Origin of the sequence: Aeromonas sp. MdU4, from assembly GCF_041929505.1 — a bacterium.
GTDB lineage: Bacteria > Pseudomonadota > Gammaproteobacteria > Enterobacterales > Aeromonadaceae > Aeromonas.
Genome location: NZ_JBHFMW010000039.1, coordinates 1 through 20,079, shown reverse-complemented (window position 1 = coordinate 20,079; position 20,079 = coordinate 1). Strand labels below are relative to the sequence as shown.

Here is a 20,079-nt window from a genome sequence, read left to right as displayed (position 1 = left end):
CTTCACCCAGACCACTGTCGTGCCCGCCCCCACACCGAACTCATATTGTTGCAAAAAACTCGATTAAAAATCACAGACCGTTGCATTAGTGAAACAATATGCCCCTCAGCACACGGCCTCCCCAGCCATGATCATCCTCTACCCCGATGCCCGATCTCCCGGCTATCAGCCGGACTGCAGGAAGATAGCCAACCTGCGGGCAGAGGTTCGCCACAGACCTTTTCGGAGCAGGCACGTTCGCCATGCAGGTGTGAAATTTGGAGTGCTGATTTTTATTAACGCGGGTATCAATTAACAGCCCGCTATTTTTCAGGTGCCAAGCGTTGAAATAGTGATATTGTCAGCAACCAGGCTGACCCAGAATATATTATCCGTGAGGTATTTATGTTGAGAAAAAACCTGCTTCTGCTTGCTCTGGCATTACCACTCCATGCACACGCCAACATTTTCTTCATCAAGGGCAATACGGTTAATGACACTGAGGTAGATAAAGCGGCCATCTACTTCAATGCAGGCATAGACCAGCAGACGGTAGCCTGGCTGTTATCCTCTGTTGATGAAATTAACGGGAATTTTCGCAATATAAAAAATATAGACATCTACCTCAATAGCGGGGGTGGCGATATGGATTCGGGGTATATGGCCTACGAGGCGTTACGTAAAAACCCGACCAGACTGAATATGATCAACGCATCAAATGTCGCCTCTTCTGCGACCCTGATTTATTGTGCATCGAATGAGCGTTATGCCATGCCGATGTCATCTTTCTTGCTGCATCCTGCTGCCGCGGCAAATGAAATTAATGATTACCTGAAGCCGGATCAGGCGCGGCGTATTCTGGACGAAGCTGAAAAATACAACTCGCTCTTTCGCACCATTTACACCTCCTGCACCAAGATCCCGGCAGAAGAGCTAAAGGCCATCACCTCGTCAGAGAGTCGACGCGCAACTTACAACATCGACGATGCCAAAAAAGTGGGCCTGGTGAATCAGGAGATGAAAACCGCGACAACCTATCCCGTGACCTATTACATCACCGATATGCAGAACTGAGATGCCCATCCCGCCGTGGCTGCCACTCCAACACGCAGGAATGGCAGTCATGGCGATTCACCAACACCCGCTGATATGTGACATTCGCGCGAAAGCATTGCATGAGCGAGCCAGTCATCTCACTGGCTCAATGGCGGTTCGATCCGTGGGCCGTCAAAAGCGCGATATCAGGCGCTCAGTGCTGTGCATCAGGCTGACTGGCGGGGGCCGCCTTGATAAAAGCCTGCAGCTCTTCGCAGTTGGCAACAATGCGGCGGATGGTGGGGTAATCGTCCAGTGACATCTCGTAGCGCCGAGCATTGTAGACCTGAGGCACCAGCATGCAATCAGCCATCGTCACCTCGTTGCCCACGCTGTAGATACCAGCAGTGGTCATCAACATCTGCTCAAGCGCGATGAAGGTCTCGTCAATCCAGTGGCGATACCAGCTTGCCTCCTGCTCCTTGTTGGCTCTGAAGTGCTCCTCCAGATAGGTGAGCACCCGCAGGTTGTTGAGGGGGTGGGTATCGCAGGCGATCATGTTGACGATCTGGCGCACCCTGGCGCGTGCCTCGGGGGCCGAAGGCATCAGGGGATGAGCGGGATAGGTCTCGTCAAGGTACTCCATGATGGCGACCGACTGACCGATCTGCAGATCACCATCTACCAAAAAGGGCACCAGCCCCTGCGGATTGAGGCGGCGATAGCTCTTCTCGCGCTGCTCCCCCTGCCGCAAATTGATCGGATGCTGCTCATAATCAAGCCCTTTGAGCTGCAACACGAGCCGCACCCGAAAACTGGCTGACGAGCGCCAGTAGCCAAACAACTGCAACATACTCCATCCCTCTTTTGCCAGCAGAGAGACGGGTGGACCATCTCTCTGCGCCATTTATCTGTCGGGGAGCATCACGCTGTCTGGCCACCACCTTGCATTACCTGCTGAGAGAGTGTGCCAAACAGGCTCCTGCCATTGCGATCCTGCATGGTGATGGCCACTCTATCACCAAATTTCATATAGGGGGTGATGGCTTGATCACAATCAAGAATTTCCAACATACGCTTCTCGGCGATGCAGGATGAGCCAGCGCTGCGATCGTAGTTGGAGACCGTGCCCGAACCGATGATGCAGCCAGCCCCGAGCGGTCGGGTCTTGGCGGCGTGGGCAATCAGCTCGAAGAAGTTGAAGGTCATGTCCACCCCCGCCTCAGGCGCACCGAACAGCGCACCATTGAGGTAGGTCAAAAGCGGCAGGTGCACCTTGCCATCACGCCAGTCATCGCCCAGTTCGTCCGGGGTGATGGCCACCGGCGAGAAGGCGCTCGACGGCTTGGACTGGAAGAAACCAAATCCCTTGGCCAGCTCGCCCGGAATGAGGTTGCGCAGACTAACGTCGTTGACCAGCATCAGCAGCTTGACGTGGCTGGCGGCCCCCTGCGGGCTCACCCCCATCGGCACGTCGTCGGTGATGATGGCGATTTCCGATTCGAAATCGATCCCCCACTCCTCCGAGCCCATCACGATGGGGCCACGGGGGGCCAAAAAGCTGTCGGAGCCGCCCTGATAGATCAGCGGATCGTGCCAGAAGCTTTCCGGCATCTCGGCGCCACGCGCCTTGCGCACCAGCTCCACATGGTTGACGTAGGCGCTGCCATCGGCCCACTGATAGGCACGTGGCAAGGGGGAGAGGCAAGACGCTTCGTCAAAGGGGAACGCCTCGACCGTGTGGCCCTCGTTAAGTTGCTGATAGACAGCCTCAAGCCTGGGGACAACCTCGGCCCACTCGTCGAGGGCGGCCTGCAAAGTCGGGGCAATCTCGCTCACCCGCACCGCTTGGGTCAGATCCCGGCTCACCACCACCAGAGCGCCATCACGCTTGCCATTGTTCAATGTTGCCAATTTCATAAGCGATTCCTTATTTGCCGGCAGCCACGTTCGGGCGCTGCCAGCTGGAGACATACCGGGGGTTCTCGATCCCTTCGCACAGGCTGCCAACATGGAGCGCATCGCGGGTATCGAGCATGACCGCCACCTCGTCGGTGAACTTCTTGGCATAGGCCTGCCCCGCCGCAAACGCCTTGGGATGGGGGCCGTGGGTAAAACCGGCGGGATGGAAGGTGACCATGCCCCGCTCGATATTGTCCCGGCTGAAGAAATCCCCGGCGTGGTAAAAGAGCACCTCGTCGTAATCGTCATTGCTGTGATAGAAGGGCACCTTGAGGGCGCCGGGGTCGCTCTCGATGGGGCGCGGTACAAAGGTACAAATCACGAAGCGGCTCGCCACAAAGGTGGAGTGGGCCGACGGCGGCAGATGGTAGCGGTGGCTCATCAGCGGGCGGATATCCCGCCAGTTGAGGCGCACCACGCACAAGTCGCCGTGCCACCCCTGCGCATCCAGCGGGTTGAACGGCCAGGTGATGACCGACACCTGATCGTGGCGCTTCACCTGCAGCGACCAGGGATTCTCATCCTGCTGGGCCAAAAAGCGTTCGTTGATGGCGGGCACATCCAGCGCCGTCGGGTCGAAGATGGCGTGATTGCCCACCAGCCCCTTGTCCGGCAGCTGATAGCTGTCGTTGGTCGCCTCGATCATCAGGATGAACATGGGCGCGGTGGGTTCGATGCGCCACATGGTGCCGCGGGGGATCACCACATAGTCACCATCGCGCAGGGTCATGTGGCCGTAATCGCAGAAGAACTCGCCGCCCCCCTCGTGGATAAACAGCAGCTCATCGCCATCGGCATTGCGCACCAAAAACGGCATCGCCTCGGATAGCCGCCAGATGCGGTAGCGGCAGTGGGGGTTGCTAAGAATATCGGGGGCCACCCAGGGGGAGAGTGAACTCACCTCCTCTTGCAGGGCATTGAGGTCAAACAGCCGTGGCCGCAGCGGCCCTTCCCAACTGCTCCAGTCAGTGGGGGCATGCTTGTGGTGCATGTGGGTGGCTGGGCCGAAAAAACCGCTGCGCCCCAGTTCGCGCTCATAGATGGCCTGCTCGGGCAGGTCGGCATGAGCCTGACGGGAGTGGGTCCCCTCCCGATGGGGGAAGTTAATCCAGTTACGCATTGCTTGGATCTCCTTTGTCATGCTCTGCACCATCCAGTACGCCACGGCGGATCTGGTCCAGCTCAATTGATTCAAACAGCGCCTTGAAATTGCCCTCGCCAAACCCTTCGTTACCCTTGCGCTGGATGATCTCGAAGAAGACCGGGCCTATCACGGTATCGGTGAAGATCTGCAGCAGAATGCCATCCTGGGTGGGGGAGCCGTCGATGAGGATACGCAACTCTTTGAGGGCAGCCAGATCCTCCTGATGCCCCTCGACCCGGCTGTTCACCTGCTCGTAGTAGGTATCGGGAGTCGGCATAAAGCCGGTGCCGCGGCTGCGCAGGGTGCGGATGGTCTGGTAGATATCGGCCGAGGAGAGCGCGATATGCTGGATCCCCTCCCCCTTGTACTGGCGCAGGTACTCCTCAATCTGCGACTTGTCATCCGCCGACTCGTTGATGGGAATGCGGATCTTGCCGCAGGGAGCGGTCATGGCGCGGGAGTGTAGCCCGGTCAATTTGCCTTCGATATCGAAGTAGCGAATTTCGCGGAAGTTGCCGATCCGCTCATAGAAGTTGGACCAGACATCCATATTGCCGCGATGAACGTTGTGAGTCAGGTGATCGATCTCGATCAGACCGGCATCCACCTTGGCCATGCGGGCCTGCCAGTCGGGATAGAAGACAAAGTCCACCTCATAGATGGAGCCCTTGTCACCATAGCGGTCGACAAAGGAGAGAGTGCTCTCGCCGATACCGTAGATGGCGGGAATGTTGAGCTCCATCGGGCCAATCTTGCCGACAAAGGGCTTGGCCCCCTTGGCGATGGCGAACTGCTGGGCCTTGCCCGCATCGCTCACCCGAAACGCCATGCCGCAGACGCTCGGCCCGTGCAGGCTGGCAAACTGCTCCGCCTGGGAGTGAGGTTCGGCATTGACCACGAAGTTGATATCCCCCTGCCGGTAGAGCCAGCACTGCTTGTGCTTGTGCTTGGCGACCTCGGCAAACCCGAGCGAGACAAACAGGCTCTTGAGGGCGGCAATCCCTTTGGCATCGGGCGCCGTGTACTCGACAAACTCGAAACCGTCTGTGCCCAAAGGGTTGATGGTGTGGGTAGCGGAAGAGGTGGCATTCATCGGGCGCTCCTTGCTCTTGATTCGGTTAAAACGGCTTGCGGCACGCAACGGCGCAGCAAGTGTTAACAACTTGTTTCATTAGAGGCAGGGCGTAGCAGGAAGAGAAGAGGCAGGCCGCAGATAGTTGCATGGGCCTGACCAGCAAAATATGTAAATAGATTGTGACATTCAAGCCGCAGCCTTGCGGATCAACCCATGACGACCCGCACAGCTGTCAGCTTTGGCTTACAGTTGCCAGTTTTTGACCATCAGATGGGGTAAGCGGGCTCGGGCATTTTGCAGTCGCGTGGGCGTCGGATTGATCAACCATGCCTGTTCCCCCAGCGTCAGCAGCGGCAGATCGTGCAGGCTGTCGCTAAGCGCCAGCTCGGTATCAAGGGCGCAGATCTCCGGCAACAGCTTGTGCTGGCCGTGGCAGTAGAGGCGCGGCATCAAGCCGCCAAAACGGTAGTGCATCTGCGAGCCAATGATCCGGTGGGGCAACTGGCCGGGCAGTTGTTGATAGAGCTGGGCCCGTACCAACGCACAGGGACTGGCGGAGATAACCCAGCAGCGCTCCCCCTCACTTTGCAGCAGATCGCGAGCCTGACGAAACAGTCCCGGCCTGGTGCGGCAATAGTCGCGCACCAACTTGCGCCAACCGAAGGGGGAGAGCCCCAAGGTGATGGCCCACCAGATAAGGGAGATGCCGCGGCGCCGCTGGCTGGGAACCAGATAGATCACCCCACCCAACGCAATCACCGGCAACAGCAGCAGCGGCCAGATCCGGCGGCGCAGAATATAGCGCAGCAGACCGGCATGACTGTCGCCGGGGGCCAGGGTGTCGTCAAAATCGGCCAGGATCCAGCGCGGAGTGCTCCCGTCAGAGGCACTGGATGCATCACGCTCTGTTGCTGGATGAATCATGGTATCAGGCTCAGGTTGCATAAGAGTCAGGGCGCAAGGGTGGCGATGGCTGTCGCCAGCTCGGGGGTGACGAATTCGCTCCCCACATCGGGTGGGCAGACAAAATCGAACGGCTCGCCCGCTAGCGTAAAACTCAGTCGCCAGGCGTGCAGATAACCGCGCTCGGCTGGCGTGCCGCCATAGCGCTCGTCCCCGAGAATGGGGGCGCCGATGCTTTTGAGCGCAACCCGGATCTGGTGGGTCTTGCCGGTCTGCGGTTTGATGCGATAGAGCCGCAGCCCCTCACGCACCGACACCGAATCGAACCAGCTGATGGCGGGGTTCTCGAGAGTGCGCGCCAGCAGCCAGCTGCCACCGCGCCCTTTTTGCATATCCCCTTTCACCCAGCCCTGCTTCTTCTTCGGTTTGCGATCGGAGATCGCCAGATACTGCTTGCTCACCTCGCGAGCCGCAAAAGCCATGCTCAGTTCTCGGTTCGCCTCGGTGGTGCGGGCCAGCAGCACCAGCCCGGAGGTCATCTTGTCGAGCCGGTGTACCGGATAGAGGGTGAGACCGGTATCGGCCTTCACGCGATTAACCAGCCCCGGATTGACCTCTTCCCCCTCACCCTTCTCGTCATGCATACCAATGCCGGGCAGCTTGTCGATAACAAGGAAAGCGGGATGCTCAAACAATATCCGGTACATAAAACCTCGGGAACTGGGGAATAAGGCGCGCAGCCAACGGCTGGCTGCGCTCGGGAGTGCTGCATTCTCCCTGCTCCGCCACCATTTGGCAAACCGGGTGGGCAGATGAAGAGAATGAAAAATGGCCCCGCCTGCAGCAGGCGGAGCCATTTTCGGTCATCTCTGGGGAGCTGCCATCACACGTTGCGCGGGCGCAGGTGGGCGTGCCAGCGCGCTTCCCACTTTTTGAACAGCCAGACGATAACAAAGGTGAGCAGCATATAGAGCAGACCCACCGTCAGAAAAGCCTCGAACGGGCTGTAGTAGCGGGAGTTGATGATCCGCGCAGCACCGGTCAGATCGACGATGGTGATGATGCCCGCCACCGCCGAACCTTGCAGCATGAAGATCACCTCGTTGCTGTAGGCAGGCAGTGCCCGGCGAAACGAGTTGGGCAAAATGATCCTGGTCAGGGTCTGCCAGCGGGTCATGCCAAAGGCGTTGGCGGCTTCAATCTGGCCACGCGGCATATTGTGCACCGCCCCGCGGACGATCTCGGCGGTATAGGCACCGGTGTTGAGGGTAAATGCCAGCAGGGCACAGAACCAGGCCTCGGAGAAGAGCGACCAGGCGACACTGTTCTTCAGCCACTCCCACTGGGCCGCGCCGTAGTAGATGATAAAGAGCTGCACCAGCAGCGGGGTGCCGCGAAAGAAGTAGATATAGGCCCAGATCGGCCCCTTGATCAGCCAGTTGCGGCTATTGCGCAGGATCCCGAGAGGAACGGCGATCATCAGACCAAGCAACAGGGAGAGTGCCACCAGCCAGACGGTGGTATAGAGCCCCTCCCAGTAGGTGGGCCACTCTTTGAGAATGATTGAGAAATCCATGGCTTACCTCGTCTTCATCGTGATGTAGTGACGCTCGGCACTGGCACCGCGACGATCACAGTAAACGGATGACTGCATTGAGTACGGCATGGCTTACCTCGTCTTGATGGCGTAATGACGCTCGGCCCACTTGAGCGCCGAGGTGGAGACGGCAGTGAAGATCAGAAAGATCAGCGCCACGGCCATGTAGAAGGTGAAGGGTTGCTGGGTTGAGCCCGCCGCCAAGGAGGCTTTGCGTACCATGTCATCAAGCCCGATGATGGAGACCAGCGCGGTGGTTTTCAGCAGCACCAGCCAGTTGTTGCCAAACCCCGGCAGGGCGTGACGCATCATCTGGGGGAAGAGGATCCGCACAAAAAGCTGACTCGCGCGCATGCCAAAGGCCCGAGCCGCCTCCAGCTCCCCCTTGTCCACCGCCAGAATGGCGCCGCGAAAGGTCTCGGTCATATAGGCGCCGAAGATAAAGCCGATGGTCGCCACCCCGGCCACAAAGGGGCTGATATCGATATAGTCCGGGAGCAAGGATACCCACTCCTGATTGGGATTACTTTCCAGCAACCAGTTGTTGTAAGCCTCGTTGACCCAACTGCAGATACCGTTGATCAGCACCTGGCCGCCAAAGAAGAGCAGCATCATCAGCACCAGGTCGGGAATACCGCGAATGATGGTGGTGTAGCAAGTCGCGATGGCCCGAGCCCACCGGTAGGGCGACAGTTTGGCCAGCGCCCCCAGCATGCCGAGCAGCAGAGCCAGCAGCAAAGAGGCCAGCGCCACCTCCAGCGTGACCCAGGCACCCTCCAGCAACGAGGCTTCGTATCCTTTCAAATCAAACATATGCAGCTCCATTGCAACTTATCGAGTGGGCTGATGCCTCTGAACAACAAGAGAACCCACATCCTTTCAACACGGCCAGATGCAGCTCCATTGCAATTAATAGGGCCCATCGCTCCACACGGAGAGAACGGGCCCGATGACGACTGGCAAGGCGAGCCGGTCGGCCTGTTATTCGCTATCTATGTGGCGAATGACTCACCGTACACGGCTCCAGTTTTTACTCGCCGTACACGTCGAACTCGAAGTACTTGTCGTTGATCGCCTTGTACTTGCCGTTGGCACGCAGCGCCAGAATGGCGGCGTTGAATTTCTCTTTCAGATCCTTGTCAGCCTTGCGCACCGCAATACCGGCCCCCTCGCCAAACCACTTGGGATCGGTCAGTTTCGGGCCGACGAACTCGTAGGCATCGCCCCCTTCCTTCTTCAGCAGACCATCGGTGATGGCCGCGGAATCGGCCATCACATAGTCGACACGACCGGATTTCAGATCGAGATAGGCTTCATCGGCAGTGCCGTAACGTTTGATGGTGGCGTTCGGGAAATTGTCGGTGATGTAGGTATCCATGGAGGTCGCACGTTGCACCGCCACGGTTTTACCATCCATGAAAGCCTTGTCGAGCTTGATGTCAGTGCCCTTCTTGGCGGCGAAGCGGGCCGGAATATGCTGGTACTTCTGGGTGAAGTCCACCTTCTTCTTGCGCTCTTCGGTGATATCCATGGTGGCGATGATGGCGTCAAACTTGCGCGACAACAGTGCCGGTATGATGCCATCCCAGTCCTGTTTGATCAGCGTACACTTCACCTTCATCTCTTCGCACAGGGCGTTGGCGATGTCGATATCAAACCCCTTCACCTCGCCACTGGGTTCGGTCCAGGAGAAGGGAGGGTAAGCACCCTCAACCCCAATTCGTACCTCTTTCCACTCCTTGGCCATCACGCTGCCGGAAGAGAGGGCAGCCATCACGGCAGTCGCCAGCATCAGCTTGTTCATGTATCGCTCCTTGATAAAACAGTTGATTGGATAACTCGATATCCCGCCCATCAGTAGATAGAGGAGATAAATTGCTTGAACCGTTCAGACTTGGGATGGGCGAAAATCTCTTTGGGATTGCCCTCCTCTTCCACCCGGCCCTGATGAAGAAACATCACCTTGTTTGACACATCGCGGGCAAACGACATCTCATGGGTCACCACCAGCATGGTGCGCCCCTCTTCGGCCAGCTCGCGCATCAAGCCAAGCACCTCTCCCACCAGCTCGGGATCGAGCGCCGAAGTCGGTTCGTCAAACAGCATCACCTCCGGCTCCACCGCCAGCGCCCGGGCAATGGCGGCCCGCTGCTGCTGCCCACCGGAGAGGTGACCCGGATAGTAGTCGCGACGCTCCCACAGCCCGACCCGATTGAGCAGATGCTCGGCTCTGGCAATCGCCTCGGCACGGGGAACCTTGAGCACCTGGATCGGTACTTCGATGATGTTCTGCATGATGGTCATGTGTGACCAGAGATTGAAACTTTGAAATACCATGGCCAGCCGGCTGCGGATCCGCTCCACCTGACGCATATCTTGTGGCTGCCGCTCACCGGCCCGGTTGGTTTTCATCGCAATCAGCTCGCCATGGAGCGACACGCTGCCGGATGAGGGGGTTTCGAGCAGATTGATACAGCGCAGAAAGGTCGACTTCCCCGAACCGGAGGAGCCGATCAGGGAGATAACATCCCCCTTGTGGGCGGTCATGTCGATGCCCTTGAGCACTTCGTGGGTGCCAAAATATTTGTGCAGATCACGTACTTCCAGTGCGGCAACGTCGCTCATCCATTACAACCTTGTCTGTCCCTAGACGCCGCAGGGGCGTGACTCCACCATCGTCCATTTAACAAAAAGTTAACCGATGGCGACCTTCAGCGAAAATATCACCCGGATAGTGAAAAAACAATATAGAACGGGGCTCCTGAGGGGGTTTGCTCTATTTTTATTCGCCCACCGCGTATTTTTCAGCACTTTGTTTGCATAAACAGCCGTGTCATCGGCGTGCTGGATATCGCCTTTTTATACTCCAATCATACAGGAGGCAAGAGAAAAGCGTGGCATAGCCCAAAGTTGCATCAACATCGCTTTATGCAGACCTGTCGCGCACGGAATCTAATCGCCATAGCGGGATCAACTTGATTTTACTGAGCCACTGCAACTTGTGGCGAGCAGAGATCGGGTATCCGGGCGTGGCAAAAAAGTAACAAACCGCTAAAAAATGGCCCGTCCGCGTCTATAAAAGCGAGAGATATGTGACACAGAGCCAATAAGTAATGATAAGGTGGCATTTTTATCAGTTTTTGTGATCGAGGCCTCGATGTTGCTCAATGTTTTGCTGATCCTGTTGCCCCTGGCAATCGGCTATCTGGTTCCCCTCTCCTCTGCCCGGCTGATCAAGCTGGTCAACCAAAGCCTGGGCAAGATGGTCTACCTCATCCTGTTTTTGATGGGGCTGGGACTCGCCTATGTGGAGAACCTCGGCAGCAATCTGGCGGTGATCTTCAAGGTGGCAGGCGTGATGCTGGCTGCGATCACGGTCTGCAACCTGCTGGCCCTCTGGTGGCTCGACCAGCGCACACCGCCGACCCACGAGGCGAACGATGCCAGGATGCCGAGCAAGCTGCACCTGCTGTGGGAATCCCTTCAGCTCTGTTTCGTGGTGCTGGGCGGTGTGGTGCTGGGACTGCTGGTGGATCTGCGCACCCTGCCCATCGACAAATTGAGTGAGTGGGCGCTGATGCTGCTGCTGTTTCTTATCGGGGTGCAGATGCGCAACTCCGGCATGCGGCTGCGCCAGATCCTGCTTAATCCCTGGGGGATGAAAATCGCCTTTACCGTCATCATCAGCAGCTGGATCGGCAGCCTGCTGGCGGCCCAGTTGCTGGACATGCCACTGAGCCACGGGCTGGCCCTGAGCTCCAGCTTCGGCTGGTATTCCCTGTCGGGCATTCTGGTGGCCGACAAGCTGGGACCGGTGCTGGGCTCGGCCGCCTTTATCAACGATCTGGGGCGTGAACTTATCGCCATCCTGCTCATCCCGGTCTTGATGCGTCGCCACCCCTCGGCAGCGATCGGTTACGGCGGTGCCACCGCGCTCGACTTCACCCTGCCGGTCATCCAGAAATCGGGTGGCATTCAGGTAGTACCGGTGGCAATTGTCTCCGGCTTTATCCTGAGCCTGCTCGGTCCCATCCTGATCCTCGGCTTTTTGGCGATCTAGACCACCGTTGCAACCGGCCGTCACGAAAAAGCCCGACCTTGTTGTCGGGCTTTTGCTGGTTGCATCAACCATGCGCTCGCACAGTCTACGGCACTCTCTGCGGCATTATTCGCGCCACTGGCCTGCACTCATGACCCGTTCGATAGCGAACGACTGAGAGTGTACCAGCAGCAGATCCGCATCCTGCCCAACGGCGAGTCGCCCCTTGCCGCCCAACCCCAACGCCTGCGCCGGATTGGCCGTCACTGCAGCCAGTGCGACTTCCAGCGAGACCCCGATCTCGCAGGCTCGTGTGCACTCTTGCCACAGGCTGGCAATCTGGCCACAACGCATCTCGATAAGGCGCCCTTCACTGTCAAAGCGCGGCAGGCTGGCATTGGCATCGGAGCTGAAGGTGATGCGCTCGGCAGGCACACCCGCAGCCAGCAACTCGACCAGCCCGTCAGCTGCAAGTCGCTCCCCCTCTTCAACCAGATCGGGGAAGCTGGAGGTGGTGAGATCAACCCAGCCACCCGCCTTGCCCCACTCGATCGCCTCGGCAAAGAGCCAGGGATTGCGGTTGCAATGGGTGGGATAGAGCTGGCGCAGCGGGATGTCGGTCTTATCGCGCAGAGCCCGCAGGGGAGCCAAGGCCCCCTTGCCATCTCCCAGATGAAAGAAGCTGACTCCGCTCTTGCCTGAAAGCAAGCCGGCTACCCGAGCCTCGCTCACCAAGCGGGCCAGCTCGTCATGGGTCGGTGCACTGGATCTGTGATCGCTGATCGCCACCTCTCCCACCCCCAGCACTTCGGGAATGAGGATGATGTCAGACTCTAGCGTGCCGGTCAGGGTCTTGACCGGCAGATGGTAGGAGCCGCTATACATAAACGCGCTCACCCCAGCCGCGCGAAATTCGCGCACCTTGCCAAGCACCTGAGCCGGCGTGCGGGTCAGGCTGTCGGTGCCGAGCGCAGCAACCAGCGTGGTGACCCCCGCCTTGAGGGCCTCACTCGCCGCAAGCTCGGGGGTGCGAAAAGCAAAGCCCCCCTCACCACCGCCCCCGGTGATATGGGCCAGCGGATCCACCAAGCCGGGTACCAGATAACGGCCACGGCCATCAACACGGTGCAGGGGCCAATCTGCAGGGACCGTCAGCCCCTTGCCCATCCAGGCGATACGACCATCGGCCACCAGCAGATCCTGCTGGCCAAGGTGAGTGGGACTGAAGAGTTCGGCGCCTTCGATCAGGGTCAACATCATGGCTACTCCTTGCAAGCTATCCCCTGTGGGGGATAGAGAGACATCGCGATTTACCTGCCATCTACCTCGGTAAACGCAGGTTCCTGCAGCCCAGTTTGCCACGATCGGCATAGGCAAGGGAGAGTGGATCCGCTAGGCTCAGCAACAGTTTCTGTCTGCTGAACGATTTTTCCATGAACTTTCTGGCGCACCTTCATCTGGCAGCCCATACCCACAGCTCCCTCACCGGCAACCTGCTGGGGGATTTTATCAAAGGGCCGCTCCCGACAGGCCTGACGGCTCACTTCGATGAGGGGATCTGGCTGCACCGCAAGATCGACGCGTTCACCGACCGCCACCCGGAGCACAAGGCGGCCGTTGCCAGCTTCGAGCCCCCCTGGCGCCGCTTTGGCGGCATTGTGGTGGATATGATCTACGACCACTGGCTGAGCCAGCACTGGGGGCAGTTCAGTACCGAACCCCTGCCCCGCTTCCTGCAACACAGTTATGACCAGCTATTGGCGGATCACTCACGCCTGCCAGACGGGCTGCCACTGCCCCTCACGCGGATGGCAGAGCAGAACTGGATCGCCTCCTACCGCTACAGGGAGGGGCTGGGGCAAGCCCTTAACGGGATTGGCCGCAGGCTGCGCCGCCCTGTGCCGCTGGGTGATGCGCTGCTGACCCTCGATGAGTCGCAGTGGCAGAAGTGCGAGGCTGGTTTTCTGTGCTTCTATCCCGAGCTGATGGACTTTAGCCAGCAGCAACTAACCCTTTTTCGCGCAGGACAAGAGGCGGAGTAATCCCTGCGGATAGACCTGCTTACCTATAAAAAACGCCCCTTGCGGGGCGTTCGCCATCAGTTGGCTTCATCTTTCTTCTTGCGAATGCTGAGGCCAAGTTCGCGACCACGCAGGCGGGCGTAGTAAATGGTGCCGACAAAGGCGAGAGTGGTGAACAACAACTCCACCACCGCCAGCCACCGCTCCCCCTCATCCGTGGTGATCAGGGTGAGGGCGTGGAGGAAATAGGGCATCAACACGAAGTTGCCCCAAGCGTGGGTGTAGGGGTTGCCCTGCACAATACCTTTGAGCGGAAAGAGCAACGGCACTGTCCAGATCACCGGCAATAGCCAGGGGTTGAGATCCGGGTGGGGTGACAACCACAGATGCCAAAGGATGACCCAGCCCAGTAATCCGAAGAAACCGGCCAGAGTCAGCAGGCGGGCGAAGCGGGTGCTCACTTGAGGAGCTCCAGCACCAGCTCCGGCGGACGGCCAATGCGGGCCTGACCATTCTTGATGACGATGGGGCGCTCGATCAGTTTGGGATGCTCATGCATGGCACGGATCAGAGCGTCGCCGTTCACCTCGCCAAGGCCCAACTCCTTATAGAGATCTTCCTTGGTGCGCATCAGCTGGCGCGGGTCGCTAAAGCCGAGCAGGGTCAGCAGCTTGCGGATCTCCTCCTCGCTCGGGGCCTGCTCCAGATAGAGCACCACATCAGGGGCGATCCCGTGCTGTTCCAGCAGGGCCAGGGTTTCGCGACTCTTGGAGCAGCGCGGATTGTGATAGATTTGGGTCTCGCTCATGGTAACTCCCTGATTAATCGCAAGATGGGACAAGAAACGGCGCTATTGTAGGGGAAAGTGATGGTCAGGGTAAGCGGCAGTGGAAAGGAATTGAAACGAATTTGTTGGCTGATTGTGGCTGCCCAGCTCGGTGCTTGCAGCCCGGCCCCCGAATTTACCGATGCGACGGGACAAACGGTGGCCCTTGACCACTTTGCCGGCAAACCGCTGCTGGTCAACTACTTCGCCCCCTGGTGCACTCCCTGCTTGCGGGAGATGCCGCGCCTCAATGCGCTGGCCGCTGAGGGCGAGATCGCCGTCGTGGCCATCAACTACGATCCGACCACCCCGGCAGCGCTGAGCAAGCTGGCTAAGCAGTACCAAATCCGTGTGCCACTGCTGATCGCCAATGCAAAGGCCAGCCTCCCCTTCCCTCGCCCAGATGCCCTGCCTACCAGCCATCTGCTCGACAGTGAGGGCCAACTCAAACAGACGCTGGTCGGTGAACTGGGTCAATCGCAGATCGATGCCCTCAAGGCATCCATCAGACACCAGAACAACTGAGCGCCCTAATAACGCGCGTTGATCTTCTTGGGCCGCTGTTCTGCTTCACCATAAACAACAAGGGCACACCGTGGTGTGCTCTTGTCTTATTGGTTTAGTTAGCCCTTGAGGCTATCGAGATCCTTCTTGGCCCGCTCCAGCTCGGTGATACGAGCCTCCAGTCGAGCCAGAGTCATCCGGTCGCTGGTTGTGCCGCGCGCCACAATCAATTCGTCGATGGCCGCCTGATAGTCACCGCGCAGGGAGAGGATCTCGGCCCGCGCCATATGCAGCTCGGTCATCCTGCCCGCCTTGCGATAGGCGTCGGAGAGCAGGTTCCAGGCCAGATTGTTCTCCTCATGCTCGCGGGCATAGGGATCGAGGATGGCGATGGACTTCTTGTAATCACCGCTCTCAAGGTAGGCGTTGCCCAGATTGATCACCACCACTTCGTTATCCGGCATCCGGCTGCGGAACTTCTCGAGCCGGGCGATGGCCTGCGCACTGCGCCCCTTGGCCAGATCGATATCGGTCTGGGCATCGACGATAAAGAGATCTTCCGGATGACGGGCAACCAGCTCCTTCATCAGCTCATCTGCCTCGTCGGTACGCTTGAGCTGGATCAGCGCCAGCGCCTTGCCATAGATGGCCGCATCCTTGAGCGGGTAATCCCCCTTCTGGATCCGGGTATCGAAGTAGCTGAGCAACCCTTGCGGGGTATCGGTGCCAAAACGCACCTGAATGCGCACCTTGGCCAGCCAGAAGTCGAGGCTGGGCGGCAAGTCACGGCGACCATAGTTGCTCGCCCGGGCCCGGGCCTCGCTGATCCGGGTCTCCGGCAGCGGGTGAGTCAGCAGCATCTCGGGCGGCTTGCTGGCGTAACGATATTCGGCAGCCAGTTTCTGGAAGAAGTTGGCCATCCCCATGGGATCGAAACCGGCATCGTAGAGGGTCTTCATACCGATACGGTCCGCTTCATATTCGTTGTCGCGGGTGTAGTTGATGGCGGACTGCATGGAGAGGCCCAGCGTAGTCTGCAGCGCGGCGATACCGGCGGTCGGGTTGATCACCGCCAGCGCGATGGATCCCACCAGACCAGCCAGAGTCACCGCCGAACTGCTCGCCTGCGCTTCCATGTAGCGGGCGATGTGACGCTGGGTCACGTGGGTGATTTCGTGGGCCAGTACCGAAGCCAGCTCGCTCTCGCTGTCGGCATAGAGAAACAGGCCGGTGTGCACCTTGACCCGCCCCCCGAGAAAAGCGGCCGCGTTGATGCTGGGATCATTGATGAGGAAGAAGCTAAACGGGAAGCGCACCCCATCGGCATTGGTCAGCAAACGCTGCCCCAAGTCGTCGATATACTGGCTCAACACAGGATCATCGATGATCGGCAAACCCGCTCGGGCAAAGCGCATAAAGGCGTTACCATAACGCACCTCCTGCTCGATGGGCAGAGCCGCCACCCCGGCAGTACCAATATCGGGAAGCTGGTTGTTCGCCTGGGCATTAAACGTGGCGCCCATCAGGGAAGCCAACAGGGGAAGTGATGCCATCAGGGGGGAAAAGCGTGCCACGTTATCTCTATCTCCATCAGAAAGGGCTCCGGCAGAATACCCGTGCCCATCAAGGGCTACAAGCGTTGTTTCACGGTCTCATCACGGCCATAATAGCGGCCACCTGCCTGATGGAGTCCCCATGGAAGTTCTCGACCTGACCCCCTGGCGCTGTCCCGAGCCGTTGCTCCGGCTCAAGCTCTGGTTGCGGGACGCCAAAGCGGGCCAAATCGTGACCATCAGGTTGGCCGATGCGGGCTCCCGGCAGGATATTCCGGTCTACCTGCAACGTCTCGGCCACCGGGTCATTCTCACCCCGGAGCCGGACAATACCCTCTCTTTGCAGCTGGTTGTCGGGGCGACACAGTCATCTTAAGCCCCTGTTGTGTAAGGACGCAGTCATGTTAGAAGTCTTGAAGCACTGGTATCAGACCCGGTTCTCCGACCCCGATGCCGTTACCCTCTTCCTGTTGCTGGTCTTCTGCTTTGCCATCATCTGGCTGTTTGGCGATCTGCTGGCTCCCCTGCTGGTAGCGCTGGTGATGGCCTATCTGCTGGAGTGGCCAGTCGTCCGGCTGCAAAAGGCGGGGCTATCGCGCACCCTGGCCACCAGCGTCATCCTGCTGCTCTTTATTACGGTGGCAGTCGCCGCCCTCCTCGGTCTCATCCCGACGCTGGTCAGTCAGGGGATCAATCTGGCCAAAGAGGCGCCAGCCATGCTGACCCACGCCCAGGATTATGTCCGCACCCTGCCCGACCGTTACCCCGAGTTGATTGATGTCAGTCTGGTGGAGACGGTCATCGACAATATCCGCCAGCGCATCCTCAGTGGTGGCGAGCATCTGGTGAGCGTCTCCCTCAGCTCGCTGGTGAACGTGGTTGCCATCATGATCTACCTGATTCTGGTGCCGCTGATGGTCTTCTTCATGCTCAAGGACAAGCGGGTTCTGATGGGCAGCCTGCGCCGCTTCCTGCCACGCAACCGCACCCTGGTCAACCGGGTCTGGAGGGAGATGAACAACCAGATAATCAACTATATCCGCGGCAAGGTGATCGAGATCCTCATCGTCGGCATCGCCACCTATGTTCCCTTTGCCCTGATGGGGTTGCGCTACTCGGTGCTGCTGGCCGTAGCTGTCGGCTTCTCGGTGCTGATCCCCTATATCGGCGCCGCCGTAGTAACAGTTCCGGTCACCATGGTCGCGCTGTTCCAGTGGGGCTTGACGCCCGAGTTCGCCTGGCTGATGGTGGCCTATCTGGTCATTCAGGCCCTCGACGGCAACCTGCTGGTTCCGGTACTCTTCTCTGAGGCTGTCAACCTCCATCCGGTGGCCATCATCATCGCCGTGCTGGTCTTTGGGGGACTCTGGGGATTCTGGGGGGTCTTCTTCGCCATCCCCCTCGCCACCCTGGTCAAGGCGGTGATCAATGCCTGGCCCAAACGCGAAGAGATATCAGCCAGCACCAAGTAGCTATTTTTCCATCCCATCGTGACAATGGAGCGTCCATGACCTTTTCTCGTCCATTAAGATTGGCAGGGCTGACCGCCCTGCTCCTCGCCTCCGCCCTCCCTGCTCGGGCCGACTTCGACCTCGGCTCCATGGATCTGCTCACCAGCGACAGCCCCACCAGCCCGGTACCACAAGGATTGGTGGCCGGGGCCGCGTTCATCGGAGGACAGGCCCGCTACGAGGCACAGGATAACGCCCTCTACGCCATTCCGGGCTTTATCTACTTCGGCCAGCAGTTCATGTTTCTCGGCGATCGCGCCCGCTACTACTTCCACAAGGATGAGAACGTCGCCCTGTACGGCTATGGCCGGGTGCGTTTTGGCAATCTGGATCCCGAGGATTCTTCGGCCTTTACCGGCATGGACAAGCGCAAATGGCAACTCGAGGGTGGAATAGGCGGCAACATCATCACCCCTTATGCACTGCTGACCATCCGCGCCAACAGCGATATCACCGGCCGTAGCAATGGCCAGGAGCTGTTGCTGTGGGCCGATTTCCCCATCCTGCGCGACAATCTGCTGATCATGCCGGGCATGGGCGCCATGCTGCGCAGCGACAAGATGGCCAACTACTACTTCGGCGGCATATCAGAGAGCGAGGCGACCTCACAACGTCCAGCATGGGATACGGGGGCAACCCTCTCGCCGATGGCGGCTCTCATCACCAGCTACCGCTTCAATCCCAACTGGATTGGCATGTTTGCCATGAACTACGAATGGTATGATCGGGACATCAAAAACAGTCCCATCGTCCAGCATAACGGCGAGCTCTATGCGGGCTTTGGCCTGGGCTATATCTGGTAACGTCCTGTCAGCAGACAGGCTGTGCCGACAGGTTCCGGCCTACTCACCAAACGCAACAAGGGAGCCACTGGCTCCCTTGTTTATAACTTGCGTCTGGCTTACAGCGCGGCCAGAAACTCAGCCAGCGCCTGATTGACGAAGGCGGGGTTTTCCAGCGACGAGATATGACCTGCCGCCGGGATCTCCCGGAACGGGCAACCCAGCACCTCGGCCATCAGATAGCCTTCCAGCACCGGACGGGCCTTGTCCTCACAACCGGTCAGCACCAGTGCAGGCACAGTCATCTCTTCCAGCCACTCGATGCGATCCTCGCGGGTGACAAAACTGCGCCCGACCGCCACCATGGCGGCGATCTTCTCGCTGGGCCAGGCAGCAAGGCGCGCCTTGAAGTCACTCATCAGCGCGTGATCAGGCTGATTGGCAAAAAAGATCGGAGCCACCTGTTCAACGATGGGAGCCGGAATGGTACCAAGCTGTTCAATCGCAGCGAGCATACCGAGATAGCGCTCGCAGGTGATCTGCGGCTCGAGGCCAACAAAGCTGGCCATCAGCACCAACCCCTTGAGGCGCTCGGGCGCCATGCGCGCCAGCTCCACACCCCACATGCCGCCAATGGAGAGACCCACCAACACAAACTCTTTAATGCCGAGGGCATCGAGCAGCGCCAGATGATCGCGCGCCAGCGTCGCCAGCGTGCAGCCACCTTCCGGAAGCGCGTCGGAATCACCGTGGCCCCACAGCTCGGGCACGATGCAGCGATAGCTGCCTTTGAGCGCCTCGATTTGCGGCGCCCACATGGCGCTGTCCCACAGGTAGCTATGCCCAAACAGCAGCACCGGCCCTTGTCCTTCGTCCAGGTAGGCCATCCGGCGGCCCGCTATCTCCATAAATTGCTTCATGTTATCTCCTGTTGCCTGCTTCTGATGATGAGACGGCAGTGCAAATCACCATAGCCATAAATGGCTTTATGTTGGCTCCTGTTGCCAACTTCTGATGATGAGACGGCAGTGCAAATCACCATAGCCATAAATGGCTTCATGTTGGCTTCTGTTGCCAACTTCTGATGATGAGACGGCAGTGCAAATCACCATAGCCATAAATGGCTTCATGTTGGCTTCTGTTGCCAA

At 58.8% G+C, this 20,079-nt stretch carries 22 protein-coding genes; 7 read left to right on the top strand and 15 right to left on the bottom strand.

Going from position 1 to position 20,079, the window contains the following annotated elements; genetic code table 11:
• Positions 1 to 384: 384 nt before the first annotated feature.
• Positions 385 to 1,053, top strand: a complete 669-nt coding sequence (locus ACE1BR_RS21830; RefSeq protein ID WP_374874003.1) for an ATP-dependent Clp protease proteolytic subunit — start codon at positions 385 to 387, stop codon at positions 1,051 to 1,053.
• A gap of 175 nt (positions 1,054 to 1,228) precedes the next feature.
• On the opposite strand, the gene maiA is transcribed toward ACE1BR_RS21830, so the two are convergent.
• From maiA to ACE1BR_RS21780, 10 genes are all read right to left on the bottom strand, one after another.
• Positions 1,229 to 1,867: a maleylacetoacetate isomerase gene (gene maiA, locus ACE1BR_RS21825; protein WP_374874001.1), complete on the bottom strand. Its 639-nt coding sequence runs from the start codon at positions 1,865 to 1,867 to the stop codon at positions 1,229 to 1,231.
• Between the two features lie 71 nt (positions 1,868 to 1,938).
• Positions 1,939 to 2,934: a fumarylacetoacetate hydrolase family protein gene (locus tag ACE1BR_RS21820; protein ID WP_374873999.1), complete on the bottom strand. Its 996-nt coding sequence runs from the start codon at positions 2,932 to 2,934 to the stop codon at positions 1,939 to 1,941.
• 10 nt (positions 2,935 to 2,944) lie between these two features.
• Entirely contained in the window at positions 2,945 to 4,096 is a 1,152-nt protein-coding gene (locus tag ACE1BR_RS21815; protein WP_374873997.1) for a homogentisate 1,2-dioxygenase, read from the bottom strand.
• Positions 4,089 to 5,213, bottom strand: a complete 1,125-nt coding sequence (gene hppD, locus ACE1BR_RS21810) for a 4-hydroxyphenylpyruvate dioxygenase (protein ID WP_374873995.1) — start codon at positions 5,211 to 5,213, stop codon at positions 4,089 to 4,091. The genes ACE1BR_RS21815 and hppD overlap by 8 nt, the downstream gene beginning before the upstream one ends.
• Positions 5,214 to 5,438: 225 nt before the next feature.
• Positions 5,439 to 6,119 (bottom strand): haloacid dehalogenase-like hydrolase, encoded by a 681-nt coding sequence (locus tag ACE1BR_RS21805; RefSeq protein ID WP_374873993.1) that lies wholly within the window; start codon positions 6,117 to 6,119, stop codon positions 5,439 to 5,441.
• Between the two features lie 26 nt (positions 6,120 to 6,145).
• Positions 6,146 to 6,805, bottom strand: coding sequence for a TIGR01621 family pseudouridine synthase (locus ACE1BR_RS21800; RefSeq protein WP_374873991.1), 660 nt, complete (start codon positions 6,803 to 6,805; stop codon positions 6,146 to 6,148).
• Positions 6,806 to 6,981: 176 nt separating this feature from the next.
• Positions 6,982 to 7,674, bottom strand: coding sequence for an ABC transporter permease (locus tag ACE1BR_RS21795; RefSeq protein WP_374873989.1), 693 nt, complete (start codon positions 7,672 to 7,674; stop codon positions 6,982 to 6,984).
• Positions 7,675 to 7,767: 93 nt separating this feature from the next.
• Positions 7,768 to 8,508, bottom strand: coding sequence for an ABC transporter permease (locus ACE1BR_RS21790; RefSeq protein WP_374873987.1), 741 nt, complete (start codon positions 8,506 to 8,508; stop codon positions 7,768 to 7,770).
• Between the two features lie 217 nt (positions 8,509 to 8,725).
• Positions 8,726 to 9,499 carry an ABC transporter substrate-binding protein gene (locus ACE1BR_RS21785; protein ID WP_374873986.1) on the bottom strand — a complete coding sequence of 258 codons (774 nt, stop codon included), beginning with the start codon at positions 9,497 to 9,499 and terminating at the stop codon, positions 8,726 to 8,728.
• A 50-nt stretch (positions 9,500 to 9,549) separates the two neighbouring features.
• Positions 9,550 to 10,320 carry an ABC transporter ATP-binding protein gene (locus ACE1BR_RS21780; RefSeq protein ID WP_374873984.1) on the bottom strand — a complete coding sequence of 257 codons (771 nt, stop codon included), beginning with the start codon at positions 10,318 to 10,320 and terminating at the stop codon, positions 9,550 to 9,552.
• A 532-nt stretch (positions 10,321 to 10,852) separates the two neighbouring features.
• Here ACE1BR_RS21780 and ACE1BR_RS21775 point away from each other — a divergent pair.
• Complete coding sequence (locus ACE1BR_RS21775) at positions 10,853 to 11,755, top strand: lysine exporter LysO family protein (protein ID WP_374873983.1); 903 nt, start codon at positions 10,853 to 10,855, stop codon at positions 11,753 to 11,755.
• A gap of 105 nt (positions 11,756 to 11,860) precedes the next feature.
• Here the strand turns inward: ACE1BR_RS21775 and iadA are convergent, their stop codons facing one another.
• Positions 11,861 to 12,991: a beta-aspartyl-peptidase gene (gene iadA, locus ACE1BR_RS21770; protein ID WP_374874005.1), complete on the bottom strand. Its 1,131-nt coding sequence runs from the start codon at positions 12,989 to 12,991 to the stop codon at positions 11,861 to 11,863.
• A 176-nt stretch (positions 12,992 to 13,167) separates the two neighbouring features.
• Between iadA and ACE1BR_RS21765 the strand changes: the two genes are divergently transcribed.
• Positions 13,168 to 13,776 carry an ACP phosphodiesterase gene (locus tag ACE1BR_RS21765; protein ID WP_374873981.1) on the top strand — a complete coding sequence of 203 codons (609 nt, stop codon included), beginning with the start codon at positions 13,168 to 13,170 and terminating at the stop codon, positions 13,774 to 13,776.
• A gap of 56 nt (positions 13,777 to 13,832) precedes the next feature.
• Here ACE1BR_RS21765 and ACE1BR_RS21760 read toward each other — a convergent pair whose 3' ends face one another.
• Complete coding sequence (locus tag ACE1BR_RS21760; RefSeq protein WP_374873979.1) at positions 13,833 to 14,216, bottom strand: DUF2069 domain-containing protein; 384 nt, start codon at positions 14,214 to 14,216, stop codon at positions 13,833 to 13,835.
• Positions 14,213 to 14,563 carry an arsenate reductase (glutaredoxin) gene (gene arsC, locus ACE1BR_RS21755; RefSeq protein WP_374873977.1) on the bottom strand — a complete coding sequence of 117 codons (351 nt, stop codon included), beginning with the start codon at positions 14,561 to 14,563 and terminating at the stop codon, positions 14,213 to 14,215. The genes ACE1BR_RS21760 and arsC overlap by 4 nt, the downstream gene beginning before the upstream one ends.
• Positions 14,564 to 14,623: 60 nt before the next feature.
• Here arsC and ACE1BR_RS21750 point away from each other — a divergent pair, with 60 nt between their 5' ends.
• A complete protein-coding gene (locus ACE1BR_RS21750; protein WP_374873975.1) occupies positions 14,624 to 15,106 on the top strand; it encodes a TlpA family protein disulfide reductase in 483 nt (160 codons plus the stop codon).
• Between the two features lie 98 nt (positions 15,107 to 15,204).
• Here the strand turns inward: ACE1BR_RS21750 and ACE1BR_RS21745 are convergent, their stop codons facing one another.
• Complete coding sequence (locus tag ACE1BR_RS21745; RefSeq protein WP_374873973.1) at positions 15,205 to 16,659, bottom strand: M48 family metalloprotease; 1,455 nt, start codon at positions 16,657 to 16,659, stop codon at positions 15,205 to 15,207.
• 121 nt (positions 16,660 to 16,780) lie between these two features.
• On the opposite strand from ACE1BR_RS21745, the gene ACE1BR_RS21740 reads away from it, so the two are divergent.
• The 3 genes from ACE1BR_RS21740 to ACE1BR_RS21730 are packed head-to-tail and all read left to right on the top strand — an operon-like array spanning position 16,781 to position 18,952.
• On the top strand, positions 16,781 to 17,014 hold the full coding sequence (locus tag ACE1BR_RS21740; RefSeq protein ID WP_374873971.1) for a sulfurtransferase TusA family protein: 234 nt from the start codon (positions 16,781 to 16,783) through the stop codon (positions 17,012 to 17,014).
• A gap of 25 nt (positions 17,015 to 17,039) precedes the next feature.
• On the top strand, positions 17,040 to 18,110 hold the full coding sequence (locus ACE1BR_RS21735; RefSeq protein WP_374873969.1) for an AI-2E family transporter: 1,071 nt from the start codon (positions 17,040 to 17,042) through the stop codon (positions 18,108 to 18,110).
• 35 nt (positions 18,111 to 18,145) lie between these two features.
• Entirely contained in the window at positions 18,146 to 18,952 is an 807-nt protein-coding gene (locus ACE1BR_RS21730; protein ID WP_374873967.1) for a MipA/OmpV family protein, read from the top strand.
• A 98-nt stretch (positions 18,953 to 19,050) separates the two neighbouring features.
• On the opposite strand, the gene ACE1BR_RS21725 is transcribed toward ACE1BR_RS21730, so the two are convergent.
• Entirely contained in the window at positions 19,051 to 19,851 is an 801-nt protein-coding gene (locus tag ACE1BR_RS21725) for an alpha/beta fold hydrolase (RefSeq protein ID WP_374873965.1), read from the bottom strand.
• Between the last annotated feature and the right edge of the window lie 228 nt (positions 19,852 to 20,079).

What these genes read in the sequence shown, in the direction of transcription:
- ACE1BR_RS21830 (WP_374874003.1), top strand. Translation starts at nt 385, where the DNA reads ATGTTGAGAAAAAACCTGCTTCTGCTTGCTCTGGCATTACCACTCCAT.
- maiA (WP_374874001.1), bottom strand. Translation starts at nt 1,867, where the DNA reads ATGTTGCAGTTGTTTGGCTACTGGCGCTCGTCAGCCAGTTTTCGGGTG.
- ACE1BR_RS21820 (WP_374873999.1), bottom strand. Translation starts at nt 2,934, where the DNA reads ATGAAATTGGCAACATTGAACAATGGCAAGCGTGATGGCGCTCTGGTG.
- ACE1BR_RS21815 (WP_374873997.1), bottom strand. Translation starts at nt 4,096, where the DNA reads ATGCGTAACTGGATTAACTTCCCCCATCGGGAGGGGACCCACTCCCGT.
- hppD (WP_374873995.1), bottom strand. Translation starts at nt 5,213, where the DNA reads ATGAATGCCACCTCTTCCGCTACCCACACCATCAACCCTTTGGGCACA.
- ACE1BR_RS21805 (WP_374873993.1), bottom strand. Translation starts at nt 6,119, where the DNA reads ATGATTCATCCAGCAACAGAGCGTGATGCATCCAGTGCCTCTGACGGG.
- ACE1BR_RS21800 (WP_374873991.1), bottom strand. Translation starts at nt 6,805, where the DNA reads ATGTACCGGATATTGTTTGAGCATCCCGCTTTCCTTGTTATCGACAAG.
- ACE1BR_RS21795 (WP_374873989.1), bottom strand. Translation starts at nt 7,674, where the DNA reads ATGGATTTCTCAATCATTCTCAAAGAGTGGCCCACCTACTGGGAGGGG.
- ACE1BR_RS21790 (WP_374873987.1), bottom strand. Translation starts at nt 8,508, where the DNA reads ATGTTTGATTTGAAAGGATACGAAGCCTCGTTGCTGGAGGGTGCCTGG.
- ACE1BR_RS21785 (WP_374873986.1), bottom strand. Translation starts at nt 9,499, where the DNA reads ATGAACAAGCTGATGCTGGCGACTGCCGTGATGGCTGCCCTCTCTTCC.
- ACE1BR_RS21780 (WP_374873984.1), bottom strand. Translation starts at nt 10,320, where the DNA reads ATGAGCGACGTTGCCGCACTGGAAGTACGTGATCTGCACAAATATTTT.
- ACE1BR_RS21775 (WP_374873983.1), top strand. Translation starts at nt 10,853, where the DNA reads ATGTTGCTCAATGTTTTGCTGATCCTGTTGCCCCTGGCAATCGGCTAT.
- iadA (WP_374874005.1), bottom strand. Translation starts at nt 12,991, where the DNA reads ATGTTGACCCTGATCGAAGGCGCCGAACTCTTCAGTCCCACTCACCTT.
- ACE1BR_RS21765 (WP_374873981.1), top strand. Translation starts at nt 13,168, where the DNA reads ATGAACTTTCTGGCGCACCTTCATCTGGCAGCCCATACCCACAGCTCC.
- arsC (WP_374873977.1), bottom strand. Translation starts at nt 14,563, where the DNA reads ATGAGCGAGACCCAAATCTATCACAATCCGCGCTGCTCCAAGAGTCGC.
- ACE1BR_RS21750 (WP_374873975.1), top strand. Translation starts at nt 14,624, where the DNA reads ATGGTCAGGGTAAGCGGCAGTGGAAAGGAATTGAAACGAATTTGTTGG.
- ACE1BR_RS21740 (WP_374873971.1), top strand. Translation starts at nt 16,781, where the DNA reads ATGGAAGTTCTCGACCTGACCCCCTGGCGCTGTCCCGAGCCGTTGCTC.
- ACE1BR_RS21735 (WP_374873969.1), top strand. Translation starts at nt 17,040, where the DNA reads ATGTTAGAAGTCTTGAAGCACTGGTATCAGACCCGGTTCTCCGACCCC.
- ACE1BR_RS21730 (WP_374873967.1), top strand. Translation starts at nt 18,146, where the DNA reads ATGACCTTTTCTCGTCCATTAAGATTGGCAGGGCTGACCGCCCTGCTC.
- ACE1BR_RS21725 (WP_374873965.1), bottom strand. Translation starts at nt 19,851, where the DNA reads ATGAAGCAATTTATGGAGATAGCGGGCCGCCGGATGGCCTACCTGGAC.